At 67.2% G+C, this 12,381-nt stretch carries 14 protein-coding genes; 8 read left to right on the forward strand and 6 right to left on the reverse strand.

The window, feature by feature from the left end; genetic code table 11:
- Window positions 1-5: 5 nt before the first annotated feature.
- The gene (locus ACTRWB_RS05860; protein ID WP_446901240.1) at window positions 6-548 is read right to left on the reverse strand and encodes a helix-turn-helix domain-containing protein; all 543 of its coding nucleotides are present in this window, start codon (window positions 546-548) and stop codon (window positions 6-8) included.
- 143 nt (window positions 549-691) lie between these two features.
- On the opposite strand from ACTRWB_RS05860, the gene ACTRWB_RS05865 reads away from it, so the two are divergent.
- Genes ACTRWB_RS05865 through ACTRWB_RS05875 form a run of 3 tightly spaced genes read left to right on the forward strand, consistent with a single transcriptional unit; the run spans window position 692 to window position 3,122 of the window.
- Complete coding sequence (locus ACTRWB_RS05865; protein WP_446901241.1) at window positions 692-1,474, forward strand: aldolase; 783 nt, start codon at window positions 692-694, stop codon at window positions 1,472-1,474.
- Between the two features lie 50 nt (window positions 1,475-1,524).
- Entirely contained in the window at window positions 1,525-2,421 is an 897-nt protein-coding gene (locus tag ACTRWB_RS05870) for a dihydrodipicolinate synthase family protein (protein WP_193099565.1), read from the forward strand.
- Entirely contained in the window at window positions 2,418-3,122 is a 705-nt protein-coding gene (locus ACTRWB_RS05875; protein ID WP_446901242.1) for an MOSC domain-containing protein, read from the forward strand. The genes ACTRWB_RS05870 and ACTRWB_RS05875 overlap by 4 nt, the downstream gene beginning before the upstream one ends.
- A gap of 13 nt (window positions 3,123-3,135) precedes the next feature.
- Here ACTRWB_RS05875 and ACTRWB_RS05880 read toward each other — a convergent pair whose 3' ends face one another.
- Window positions 3,136-3,900, reverse strand: a complete 765-nt coding sequence (locus ACTRWB_RS05880) for an SDR family oxidoreductase (protein ID WP_446901243.1) — start codon at window positions 3,898-3,900, stop codon at window positions 3,136-3,138.
- 399 nt (window positions 3,901-4,299) lie between these two features.
- Here ACTRWB_RS05880 and ACTRWB_RS05885 point away from each other — a divergent pair, with 399 nt between their 5' ends.
- On the forward strand, window positions 4,300-5,007 hold the full coding sequence (locus tag ACTRWB_RS05885; RefSeq protein WP_343491215.1) for a YceH family protein: 708 nt from the start codon (window positions 4,300-4,302) through the stop codon (window positions 5,005-5,007).
- Between the two features lie 74 nt (window positions 5,008-5,081).
- On the opposite strand, the gene ACTRWB_RS05890 is transcribed toward ACTRWB_RS05885, so the two are convergent.
- The 3 genes from ACTRWB_RS05890 to ACTRWB_RS05900 all read right to left on the reverse strand — a co-directional run bounded on the left by ACTRWB_RS05890 (window position 5,082) and on the right by ACTRWB_RS05900 (window position 6,499).
- The gene (locus ACTRWB_RS05890; RefSeq protein ID WP_446901244.1) at window positions 5,082-5,375 is read right to left on the reverse strand and encodes a hypothetical protein; all 294 of its coding nucleotides are present in this window, start codon (window positions 5,373-5,375) and stop codon (window positions 5,082-5,084) included.
- A gap of 118 nt (window positions 5,376-5,493) precedes the next feature.
- On the reverse strand, window positions 5,494-5,916 hold the full coding sequence (locus ACTRWB_RS05895; protein ID WP_446901245.1) for a hypothetical protein: 423 nt from the start codon (window positions 5,914-5,916) through the stop codon (window positions 5,494-5,496).
- A gap of 28 nt (window positions 5,917-5,944) precedes the next feature.
- Window positions 5,945-6,499, reverse strand: a complete 555-nt coding sequence (locus ACTRWB_RS05900; RefSeq protein WP_446901246.1) for a hypothetical protein — start codon at window positions 6,497-6,499, stop codon at window positions 5,945-5,947.
- Between the two features lie 390 nt (window positions 6,500-6,889).
- On the opposite strand from ACTRWB_RS05900, the gene ACTRWB_RS05905 reads away from it, so the two are divergent.
- From ACTRWB_RS05905 to ACTRWB_RS05920, 4 genes are all read left to right on the forward strand, one after another.
- Window positions 6,890-8,206, forward strand: a complete 1,317-nt coding sequence (locus ACTRWB_RS05905) for a lipase family protein (protein ID WP_446901247.1) — start codon at window positions 6,890-6,892, stop codon at window positions 8,204-8,206.
- Between the two features lie 190 nt (window positions 8,207-8,396).
- On the forward strand, window positions 8,397-9,527 hold the full coding sequence (locus ACTRWB_RS05910) for a 3-deoxy-7-phosphoheptulonate synthase (RefSeq protein WP_048246135.1): 1,131 nt from the start codon (window positions 8,397-8,399) through the stop codon (window positions 9,525-9,527).
- Between the two features lie 16 nt (window positions 9,528-9,543).
- Entirely contained in the window at window positions 9,544-10,500 is a 957-nt protein-coding gene (locus tag ACTRWB_RS05915) for a hypothetical protein (protein WP_446901248.1), read from the forward strand.
- Between the two features lie 189 nt (window positions 10,501-10,689).
- On the forward strand, window positions 10,690-11,118 hold the full coding sequence (locus tag ACTRWB_RS05920; protein WP_193099578.1) for a PRC-barrel domain-containing protein: 429 nt from the start codon (window positions 10,690-10,692) through the stop codon (window positions 11,116-11,118).
- 171 nt (window positions 11,119-11,289) lie between these two features.
- On the opposite strand, the gene dapF is transcribed toward ACTRWB_RS05920, so the two are convergent.
- The gene (dapF, locus tag ACTRWB_RS05925; RefSeq protein ID WP_446901249.1) at window positions 11,290-12,120 is read right to left on the reverse strand and encodes a diaminopimelate epimerase; all 831 of its coding nucleotides are present in this window, start codon (window positions 12,118-12,120) and stop codon (window positions 11,290-11,292) included.
- Between the last annotated feature and the right edge of the window lie 261 nt (window positions 12,121-12,381).

Below are 12,381 nucleotides of genomic sequence, written 5' to 3' on the forward strand. Positions count from 1 at the left end.
CGAGTCTAGTCGTCGTGACTGACGATGACCAGGATCTCCGCCTGCACGGCGCCGAGGCTGCGCGTGCGGTGCGGGATGAGTGCGTTGAAATAGACTGAATCGCCGGTCTTGAGTTGCACCGTCTCGTTCGGAAATTCGATTTCGACGCGCCCTTTGTGCACGAACAGGAATTCCTCGCCCTCGTGCTCGCGGAACGTCGACGCGACGAATTCGTGCGGCGGATGCACGATGAACGGCAGCATCTTCTTCGGCGCGACGCCGGCCGCGATGCTTTCGAAGCGGTGCGCGTGGCTGTCGGCCGCCGCGCCCATGGCCGTGCGCTCGCCGGCGCGCGTGACCGTGATCAACTCACGATTGTGGCTTTCCGAGAACAACTGCTCGACGTCGACATTCAGTGCCTTCGACAGCTTCAGCGCGACCGCGATCGACGGCACGCTTAGGCCGCGCTCGACCTTCGACAGATAGCTCTTGGTGAGGCCGGTCTCGTCGGCCAGCACGTCGAGCGTCCAGTCCTTCTGTTTTCTGAGCAGCTTCAGGCGAATCGTCATGGGGCGCCGGGTGTCCTTCGAAAAACCGATTGTAACGCATGACACTGTGTGTCATATAATGGATGCTGTGTCACAGCCTGGCGCGAATCCTCGCGAAACTACTGCGGACGATGCGACACATCCGACCCATTCAGGAGGCGAACATGGCGGAAACGCTGAAGTTGACGAAGGAGGCGCTGGTTGCGCTGGCGGAGCGGCGTCTCGACAACGAGGTGAGCGACAGCGGCTGGTCCGCACGGCAGAAGGTCGCGCTCACGTGCCGGATCCTGTTCGACGCCGGTCACGACTCCGGCCTGGCCGGGCAGATCACCTGCCGTGCGGACGCCGCCGGCACGTACTACACGCAGCGGCTCGGGTTCGGCTTCGACGAGATTTCGGCCGCGAACCTGCTGCGCGTCAACGAGGATCTCGACGTCGTCGATGGCGAAGGCATCCCGAATCCGGCCAACCGGTTCCACACGTGGATCTATCGTGAGCGCCCGGATGTGAACTGCATCATCCACACGCATCCGGCGCACGTCGCGGCGCTGTCGATGCTCGAGCAGCCGCTCGTCGTGTCGCACATGGACACCTGCCCGCTCTACGACGATTGTGCGTTCCTGAAGGACTGGCCCGGCGTGCCGGTCGGCAACGAGGAAGGCGAGATCATCTCGAAGGCGCTGGGCGACAAGCGCGCGATCCTGCTGTCGCATCACGGCCAGCTGGTGGTCGGCAAGACGATCGAGGAAGCGTGCATGCTCGCGCTGCTGATCGAGCGGGCCGCGAAGCTGCAATTGCTCGCGATGTCGGCCGGCGAGATTCGGCCGGTTCCGCCGGCGCTGGCGCGGGAAGCGCACGACTGGATCTCGACGCCGAAGCGCGACGCCGTGACGTTCGCCTACTACGCGCGCCGCGCATTGCGCACGCATCAAGACTGCATCGGATGAGCGCGCGGATCGCTTCTGCCGCGTCCGCCCATCATTGAGGAATACGCATCGTGTCTATCCTGCTGCAAGGCATCATTGCCTACCCGGTCACGCCGTTCTCCGCCGACGGCGGTGTCGACCTGAACGCGCTCGACGCGCTGATCGAGCGCCTGATCGCCGACGGCGTCCATGCGATCGCGCCGCTGGGCAGTACCGGCGAGAGCGCCTACCTGTCCGACGACGAATGGGAGGCGGTCGCCACCGCGTCGATTCGCGCGGTGCGCCGGCGCGTGCCGACCGTCGTCGGCATCTCCGATCTCACGACGGCCGGTGCGGTGCGCCGCGCGCGCTTCGCCGAACAGGCCGGCGCCGATGCGGTGATGGTGCTGCCGGTGTCGTACTGGAAGCTCGGCAACGACGAGATCGTCGCGCACTATCGCGCGATCGGCGACGCCATCGGCATTCCCGTGATGCTGTACAACAACCCGGCCACGAGCGGCGTCGACATGTCGCCCGACCTGATCGCGACGATCTGCAGGACCGTCGACAACGTGACGATGGTCAAGGAGAGCACCGGCGACATCGGGCGGATGCACCGGCTCGCGCAGTTGAGCGATGGCACGATTCCGTTCTACAACGGCAGCAATCCGATGGCGCTCGCCGCGCTGGCCGCGGGCGCGGCCGGCTGGTGCACGGCCGCGCCGAACCTGAACGCGGCGTTGCCGCTTGCGCTGGTCGACGCGATGCGCGCGGGCGACCTGGCGCGCGCCCGGGCGGTTTTTCACGCGCAATTGCCGTTGCTGCAGTTCATCGTCAACGGCGGGTTGCCGGTGACCGTGAAGGCCGGGTTGCGGCTGCGCGGCTTCGACGCCGGTGAACCGCGCAAGCCGCTGCTGCCGCTCGGCGACGCACGCACGCGCGAGCTCGAACGCCTGCTTGCGGCACTGCCGGACCGTGTGACGGCATGAGCGATGGCACACGGCCGGCGATCGCGGCCGCCATCGGCGCGGTGCGGATCGGCGCGAGCCGGCCGCTGGCCGGCACGCCGCACGCGAGCGCGATCGACAAGCACGCGGTCGATTCGCGTCTGTGGCTGGGCGCGCTCGGCTTCGCCGGCGACGAGCAGGCCGACGCGCGGCATCATGGCGGCCCCGACAAGGCGGTTCACCACTATGCGCACGATCACTATGCGTGGTGGTCCGAGCAGATCGGCGCACGCGACGTGCTCGCGCAGCCCGGCGCGTTCGGCGAGAACCTGTCGACGCATGGCGTGACCGAGCACGACGTGTGCGTTGGCGATGTGCTGACGCTGGGCGGCGCCGTGCTTCAGGTGTCGCAGTCGCGGCAGCCGTGCTGGAAGCTCAATGCGCGCTTCGATCATCCGCGGATGGCCGCGCTTGTGCAGCAAAGCGGCCGGACCGGCTGGTACTACCGCGTGCTGCACGAAGGGTGGGTGGTGCCGGGCGATGTGCTGGCGCTGCACGAGCGCCCGTATCCGCAATGGCCGCTGTCGACGGTGCTCGATGTGCTGTACCGGCGCACGCTCGACATGGCCGCGCTCGATGCGCTGTGTGACGTGCCGATATTGCCGTCCGGCTGGCGCAAGATGCTGGAAAAGCGCCGGACCGAGCGGCAGGTCGAAGACTGGACGAAGCGGCTGGAAGGATGACGCGCCGCGCGGCTCAGTTGCCCGGCAGTTCCCGCACGTCGGTCGTCGGCACCGAGCCGAATGCATCGCTCAGCGCATAAGCGATCAGTTGTCGCGCGGCCGCCTCGGGCGTCGCGAGCGCGCCGCTCGACTTCAACTGGTCGAATTTGTCGCGCATCGGGAAGTTGTCGTCGCTGGTCGAGCGGATCGTTGCTTGCATGCCGGTGTCGACGACGCCCGGTGCGACGCTGCAGATCCGCAGCGCGCGGTTCGCGTCGAGCGCGACCGCGCGGGCATGGTGATCGAGCGCGGCCTTGGTCGCGCAGTAGATGCTCCAGCCCGCATACGCATTGCGCGCCGCGCCGCTCGACAGGTGCAGGATCCGGCATTCGGTCGTGGCGGCTGCCGCTTGCGCGAGCGCGGCCGACAACATCAGCGGCGCCGCGACGTTCAGGCCGACCGCGCGAGCGACGATCGCCGGGTCCTGCGCGGCGAGCGGGCCGATCGGGTCGACGATGCCCGCGTTGTTGAACAGCAGCACGATCGACGCGCCGTCGACGAAGTGGCGCAGCGTGTCGCCTGCCAGCCAGGCCGCGACGGCCGATGCGTCCGACAGGTCGAGTTCGACTTCGGCGAAACGGTCGCCGGCTTGCGATGCGAGCGACGGATGGCGACTGCGCGACACGCCGAGCACGGCGATGCCCTCCAGCAGCAATTGTTCGGCGAGCGATGCGCCGAGGCCGCGCGTGTGTCCGGTGACGATGGCGCGCACGTGCGGCGCGGATGAGGTTGCAGTCATGGCGGTGAACCGGTGAAGAGGTAAAAGGGTATCGACGCGCGGCGCGCATGCGCGGCGGCGGCGGTGCGTGCGGGACGGATGATGCGTGGTATGGGCGTGCGAGGACGATCGCGCACGGCGCCGCGGATGTCCGGGTGAACGCGTATCGTAGCGCCGGCCTGCGCGTCGCGCAAACGCCGCCGTATGCGCGAAGGGCGATTCCGCGGTGCGGTGCACATGCATCGCCGTGCGGCGCGGGCAGCCGATACGTTGGACGAAAGCCGGATGCGGCAAGTGCGCGCGCCGGCGCGGCAAGCGGCGCCGGGCCGCGCGTCGCGAGCTATCATATGGCTCGCCCGTGCGCGATGCCGGACGGGCCGCGACCGTTTCCCTCCACCTGCTGCACGCTGCGACGCCATCATGAACACCACGCCGGATCTGCCCACGCCACGCGCCCTTCGCGAACTCACGCCTCTCGAGGCCCGCATTCTCGGTGTGCTCGTCGAGAAACAGCACACGGTGCCGGACACCTACCCGCTGTCGCTGAATGCGCTGACCGCGGGCTGCAACCAGAAGACCGCGCGCGCGCCGGTGATGAACGTCAGCGACGATGAAGTCACGACCGCGCTCGACGGGCTGAAGCACCTGAGCCTCGTGATGGAGGGCAGCAGCAGCCGTGTGCCGCGTTTCGAGCACAACATGAACCGTGTGCTCGGCATCCCGAGCCAGGCGATCGCGCTGCTGACGATCCTGCTGCTGCGCGGCCCGCAGACGGCTGCCGAGCTGCGCCTGAACAGCGCGCGCCTGCACGGCTTCGCGGATATCTCGTCGGTCGAGGCCTTCCTCGACGAACTCGCGGCGCGCACGCAGGCGCTCGTCATCCGGCTGCCGCGTGCGCCGGGTGCCCGCGAGAATCGCTGGATGCACCTGATGTGCGGCGAAGTGAACGTGGCCGATTTCGCGAGCGCCGATGCCGGCGGCGCGGACACCGTTCCGCCTTCCGAATTCGAGGCGCTGAAGGCCGAACAGAAGCGCCTCGCGGATGAAGTGGCGCGACTGAATGCGCTGGTTCAGCGGATGGCCAGCGAACTCGGCATCGACGTCGACGCGCCGGGCGACGCGTCCTGACGCAATGATTGCGGTGCGTGCGCATCGCGCGGTGTCGTTGCTGCGCGATGCGGACACCGCTACGCACCGCCGCGTTACTTCAGCTTGACGCCCGGCACGAGATAACGCGCGCCGCCAGGCCTCAGGATAGGCGCGAGCGCTGCAAACGGTGCGTCGAGCTGCGGCCCGAGACAAGCGCCCATCGCGTGGCCGATACCGGACACGGCGAACGACAGCTTGCCGGGCGCGTCGAGTTCGAACGCAAGATACTGGGGAAATACGTCGGCGCACGACAGCGAATTGCCTTCGCCGTCGGTCGGCCGTTCGCCCGGCTCTGCCTTGTCACGCCGCTGCGCGATGAAGCGCGTCAGTGCGGCGCTCGTTTCCATGTTGCCGCCCTTGCCCGGCTGCCTTGCAGCGTTCCCTCGTAGACCGTGCGCGGCGCGGCCTCCGACCCACCGGCGCGCAGCGCGATCAGCACCCATGCGATCCGGATCAGCGGGCGCATCACCAGCGGCACCCGGTCTCTTCGGATGCGTCGACATCCAGCGCCCTGCCGAACGCGGTTTTCTTGCCGGTGCGCGCATTGGTGTAGGTCATCGAATAGATGTTGGCGCCCTGGGACATCATTTCGTATCGCCCGTTGATCTTGCCGTCGACCATTTCGACCCAGGTTGTCGTGAACTGGTGCGGGCGATCTTCGGCGAGCTCTTCGTCTTCCTCGTGTTCGATCACCAGCGGGAGGGCCGTTTTGGATTTCGCGTAACGGACCATGCCGCCCGACCATTTGACCGCATCGTCGTAGTAGGTGCGCATCTCGAAGCGCACGGGTTTGTCGCCATCGGTTGTGAAGCAGAGCACGTCGGTGGAAACCTTGGCGAGTGCCGGCAACGACATGCAGAGCAGTACGGCGGCGAGGGTTTTTTTCATGATGGTGTGTGAGCGATGAAGTGACATTTCAACCGATGCTGATTCGCGTGGCGCCCGCATCGACGAGCCGGAACAGCAGATCCTCGACGGCCGTCTCGGGCGCGGAGCCGAGATCCGCGTTGACGCGCCACCCCTGTTCCGTGCGAACCGGTTCCGACAGGTAGTGAACGATGCCATGCAGCCCGTCTTCGGCCGGCGCGTTCTCGTCGTCGACATCGAACCACGCGAGGAACCACGTCTTGAATGCGTCGACCGCTGCGCTTTCGTCGAGACCGTCGGCCTCGATCGACGCCCAGTCCCATACGAACGGCTGGATCGACACGGCCGCCGTTTCGAGGTCGAACGCGAACGGCGCGAAATCCAGCTGCGTGGTCGAATCGACCATCGCGGGCTGGCCGGCTGCTTCGCCTTCGGCCGCGATGGTGTCGGCCCGGCACGGCAGCGCGAGCGGCCCTTCGGTGGCCAGCGTGCCGTCGTCCCGCCGGTAGGCCGGTTCGACGACCACCGCCGGTTGCGCGGCCGCTTTCGCGAGCAGGTCGACATAAGGTTGGCGGATGGCGCGGAGCAGTTCGGATACGGTCATCGTGGTGTATCGGTTGAACAGGAAACGATCGGTCACGGGCGGGCGGTGTGTTGCGCGACGGGCCGCTTCGGTACCGGACAGCCGTGATCGTACGGCACTTCGGCCGCGCGCGGACAGTCGGCCGAACGGCCGGGGCGACCGCATCGCGCGGTGGCGGATTTAGGCGTTTACCTTCAAACAATGGAAAACGCCCATCGAACGCGTTCTCGTTGTGCTTCAATTAATCCGGTTTGTAGTCCTACTAAAACGACATATTCAGGACAGGCCGGATTATTCATTCACAGGAGACATTCAATGGCTTGGAAACGGTTTTGAAGCGGCAATCACGATGGTCTGCAATACCGCCGAACTTCCTTCGATGAAAGCAGGTTATCCCAGGGGCCCCCACCCATGTCCTCCAAACGTTTCATGACCGTCGCGGCCGCCTTGTCCGCCGCGCTGGCCATCGCCGCACCGCCGGCCAGCGCCGGCGCGCCGACCGTGTCCGATCCGTTCTATGCGTACACCGGTTCGACGCCATTGGCATCGATTCCACCGGGCACCGTGCTCAAGACCCGTAACGTCACCTATCACGTGGCCGGTATTCCGACCGCGGTCACCGCGCAGCAGTTGCTGTATCGCACCAACAACGCGCAGAACCAGCCGGTCGTCAACGTGACGTCGGTGATCCGGAGCGCGGTCAGCAACGGCCAGGCCATCTCGTACCAGTCGGCCTACGATTCGCTGAACCCGTACGACGAGCCGTCGCAGGTGATCGCCGGCGACCGCGACGTGACCAAGGTCATCAACATCGGCACGTTGCTCTACAGCGCGGAATCGGTTCCGCTGTCGACGCTGCTGCTGCTGGGCTACAACATCATCGTGCCCGATACGGAAGGGCAGACGGCGGACTTCGCTGCCGGCCCCGAATACGGGATGACGACGCTCGATTCGATTCGCGCGGCGCTTAACACGCCGTCGACCGGCCTGAATCCGTCGAGCAAGGTCGCGATGATCGGTTATTCCGGCGGCGCGATTGCGACGAACTGGGCCGCGCAACTCGCGCCGAGCTATGCACCCGACATCAACAAGCAGCTCGTCGGCGCGGCGGAAGGCGGCGTGCTGGTCGACCCCGCGCACAACCTGCGCTATGTCGACGGCAGCATCGTGTGGGGCGGCGTCGCGGCGGCCGCGCTCGCCGGGCTGGCACGCGGCTACAACTTCGACCTGACGCCCTATCTCAGCGACACCGGCGTCGCCGTGTTCAAGGACATCCAGAATCAGTCGCTCGCGTACATCCTGCCGAAGTACACGGGGCTGCACTGGGCGACGCTACTCAAGCCGCAGTACGCGAACGACATCAACAGCATTCCGGTGTATGTCACGTACGCGAACAAGGTGAATGCCGGGTTGGCCGCGTCGCCGACGATCCCGATGTTTATCGGTCAGGGCACGGCCGGCGCGCTGGATGGCACGTTCAGCAGCCAGGTGGGCGACGGCGTGATGATGGCCTACGACGTGCGCGCCCTTGCGCAGAAGTTCTGCTCCAGCGGCGTGCCGGTCGTGTACACCGAATATCCGCTTGAACATGCCGGCGCGATCGTGCCGTGGGTGGCCGGCATGCTGCCGTGGCTTTACGACCGCTTCAACGGCAAGGCCGCGCCGAGCAATTGCTGGCTGACGGCGCTCCTGCCGAGCAATTCGCTGGCGCCCGAGACGCAGCACTAGCCGCGACGGGCAACACCGCGAATGGCCGGGCGATCCTCCGCGGGTCGCCCTTTTTCATTCCGCGTTTTGACGCCGGTCGCGTTGCTGCGACCGCCGCCGCCTGCCTTCCCCCGCCGCAAGCCTCTGCCGTCTCTCCCGGGTGCCATAATCGAGCCTGCACATCATTCCAGACGTCCCCCGGAGAAACACCATGCAGAACCTCGACAATCCTTCCCACGATCGCGAGGTAGGCAGTGCCGACGCGACGCAGGACACCACGCGCATCGACGACGTCCGCATCGGCGCCGTGCGACCGCTGATTTCGCCCGCGCTGCTGCTGGACGAACTGCCGGTGCCGGCCGCCACGCAGACGCTCGTCGAGGATACGCGCCGCGCGATCGGCGACATCCTGCACGGCCGCGACGACCGGCTGCTGCTCGTCGTCGGCCCGTGTTCGATCCACGATCACGATCAGGCGCTCGACTACGCACGCCGCCTGAAGGCCGCCGCCGATGCGCTGAAGGACGACCTGCTGATCACGATGCGCGTCTACTTCGAGAAGCCGCGCACGACGGTCGGCTGGAAGGGCTACATCAACGATCCGCGCCTCGACGGCAGCTTCCGCATCAACGAAGGGCTGCGCGCCGCGCGGCAACTGCTGCTCGACATCAACGCGCTTGGCCTGCCGGCCTCGACCGAGTTCCTCGACCTGCTGAGCCCGCAGTACATCGCCGACCTGATCGCGTGGGGCGCGATCGGCGCGCGCACGACCGAGAGCCAGAGCCACCGCCAGCTCGCGTCGGGCCTGAGCTGCCCGATCGGTTTCAAGAACGGCACCGACGGCGGCGTGCAGGTCGCATCCGACGCGATCGTCGCCGCGGCCGCGAGCCATGCGTTCATGGGGATGACGAAGATGGGGATGGCCGCGATCTTCGAGACGCGCGGCAACGACGACGCGCACGTGATCCTGCGCGGCGGCAAGAACGGCCCGAACTACGACGCCGAACATGTCGAGGCGTGCTGCGCGGTGTTGCGCAAGGCCGGGTTGCGCGAGCAGGTGATGGTCGACTGCTCGCACGCGAACTCGAACAAGTCGCACGAGCGGCAGATCGATGTCGGGCAGGATCTCGCGCGGCAACTGTCGCAGGGCGAGCACCGGATCGTCGGCGTGATGGTCGAGAGCCATCTCGAAGCCGGGCGCCAGGACCTGAAGCCGGGTGTGCCGCTGCAGTACGGCGTGTCGATCACCGATGCATGCCTGAGCTGGACGCAGACGGAGCCGGTGCTCGACGTGCTGGCGGAGGCGGTGCGGCATCGTCGCGTGTATTCGCGCAACGCGTGACGGGGGCGGCGCCGACATGACCGATCCTAGGTTCGGCGCGCCGGCTTTTCCCGATGCGCCCGTTGCGTCCGGCGCGAGGGCAACGGCGCCGTCGGCCAGGCTGTTCACGATGGCGGGCGTGGGCTGGGCATCTTTTCTCGGTTCGCCGCTTGCAGGCGGCATCCTGCTCGCGGCGAACGCGCGGCGGCTCGGCAACCGCGCGCTCGCGCAGCGGCAGATACTCGCGACGGCGCTCGTCACGCTCGTGTCGGTGCTGCTTTACGCCGCGGCGGAGCTGCCGGAAACCGCGGCGGTGCCGCACGCGCTCGTGCATGTCGTCGTCATCGCCGGTCTGGCGGGGACGATCGTCTATGCCCGGCACGCGCAGGGCGCGGCTGTTGCAGCCCACCGAGCCGCGGGCGGCGCGCTGCACTCGAACTGGCGCGCGGCGGGAATCGGCCTGCTGACGCTGCTCGGCGTCTGGTTATCGATTGCATCGGCGCTGGTGGCGCTGGGCGTCGCGGGCGTGCTGAACTTCGACAACGACCTGCGGCTCGTGCGCGACTATCCGGCACCGGCGGAACTGCGTTTGCCTGCCGGATGGCGGGTCGCGAATCGACCGCAGGATCCCGGCGACGCGACTTACCGTATCCGGCGCTTCAGATACGGGCTGATGTCGGCGGGCATCGAGTTCGTCATCGGCGACAAGAGCGACGACACGCTGTCCAGCTTCTGCGAAGGGATGCTCGACGCGGTCACGGAGGGCGGCAGCGAGATCGAATGGTCGCACGCCGCGAGCGGCACGGTGGCGGGCCGGCCCGCACTGATGTGCGAGCACAAGGGGGCGCTTGGCGACGGCATCGTGCATCAGGCGTCCGTGCTGACGTCCGGCAACACGAAGACCTGTGCGCTGGTCTACACCGCACGCGAGGAGCACTACGCGCGTTATCTGCCTGAATTCGCGCAGGTGCGCGATTCGCTGCGCTGCCCGTAATGCCGCCGTCGCGCGGACCGCATGACGGGGGCTGCGTCGGCACGTTCGATGCAGCGTTGCGCGAGTGGCGCTAACATGGGCCGGTGCGATGCGTTGCGCGCGGGCCGGCTACGGGGCACGCGACGCATGCACGGGGGCGGCGAGGCCGACCGCCGATACCGACAACAATTCACCGGAGCGCATCACAGCATGCCTTTCTACAAAACCCTCATCGCAGCAACCGTCCTCGCATCGAGCGTCAGCGCACACGCGCAGATCGCCGGCGCACAGCCGCTCAGCGTGACCGTCGAACAATCGCAGGCGCTGCTCGAAGGCTGGAGCGTGAAGAAGAGCGTGCTCGGCAAGGCCGTCTACAACGATCAGAACCAGAAGGTCGGCACCGTGCGCGACCTGATCGTCGCGCCGGACGGCTCGGTGTCGGCGGCGATCGTGTCGGCCGGCGGTTTCCTCGGCGTGGCCGCACATGACGTCGCGGTGCCGATCGCGTCGCTCGATGTGCGCAACGGCAACATCTACCTGCCGGGCGCGACGAAGGATGCGCTGAAGGCAACGCCCGCGTTCCAGTACGCGAAGGTGCCGTCGCCACCGAAGCCGAAGAAGCTCGACGACAAGCACTGATCGCCGATGCATGGCAACCCGGCGCGCCGCGCCGGGTCTGACGAACCGCGGGCCGTCGATGGCCCCGCGAGTTTGCGTGAACGTCGGAGGCCCGGCGCCGCATCATGGCGCCGAACGCATTGCCTCGACGATCGATGACGATGCCGCTGCGCATCGCGCGCCTGGCGGCGATCAGGTCTCCGACCATTCCCCGTCCACCCACACCGCGCTGAACCCGAACGCGACCGGCCCGCTCAGGAACACGCTGCCCGCGCCGTCCCATTGAACGGTGACGTCGCCGCCGTCGCATTCGACTCGCACCGTCGCGTCGAGCAGCCCGCGCCGGATGCCGTTGACCACCGCGCCGCATGAACACGATCCCGAACCCAGCGGCACGCCGCCGCCGCGCTCCCAGATGCGCAGGCGGATATGCGTGCGGCTGACGACCCGCACGAAATGCACGTTGGTTTTCAGCGGAAACAGCGGATGCGTTTCGATCGCCGGGCCGAGCGCCTCGATGTCGATCGTATCGAGATCGTCGACGAAGAACGTGCAGTGCGGATTGCCCATGTTGCACGCGGCCGGTGCGCCCGGTAGCGGGAGAGCGAGCGTGTCGGCTTCTTCCGCGACGGGCACATCCTGCCAGCCGACCCGCGGCGCGCCCATCTCGACCGTGATCAGCCCGTGTGCATCGTACGAACAGAGCAGACGCCCGCGGTTGGTGCGCAGCACGACCGACGCCGCGCCGGTTTCCCGCATCAGCTTCCATGCGACGCCGCGCGTCGCGCTGCCGCATGTATCGAGCGTCGAGCCGTCCGGGTTCCAGAATGCGACGCGGGCCGCCGCATCGTCGCAGTCCGACAGCGCCGCGAGCTGGTTGAAGCCGATGCCGTTATGCCGGTCACCCATGCGCCGCACGAGGTCGCGGTCGACCGTGAGCGCTTGCTCCGGATCCTGGCCGCGCAGGTCGACGATGACGAAGTCGTCGCCATTCGCGTTCATCTTCTGAAAACGGATCGGCATGGCGGTTCCGGAGTCGATGCAGGCGAACACTGTACGTGGCTTGCTGGGCGCGATCAACCGCGACCGAACGATGCGCGTGCAACGAGTCTGCGACGTGCATCTACGTAATTCTACGTAGCCCCGCGTACGTAGTTATCCGCTTGTAAGCCGCCCCCGTCGCACGGAATACTACGGCCCATCGCCCCGGCCTTAGCGAGGCCGCGGCGCGACGCATCGACGTCACGCGTGTGCGGCCACTTCGCCGCATGCCATCTAAAACAC

The sequence above is a fragment of the Burkholderia sp. YIM B11467 genome, from assembly GCF_052952715.1.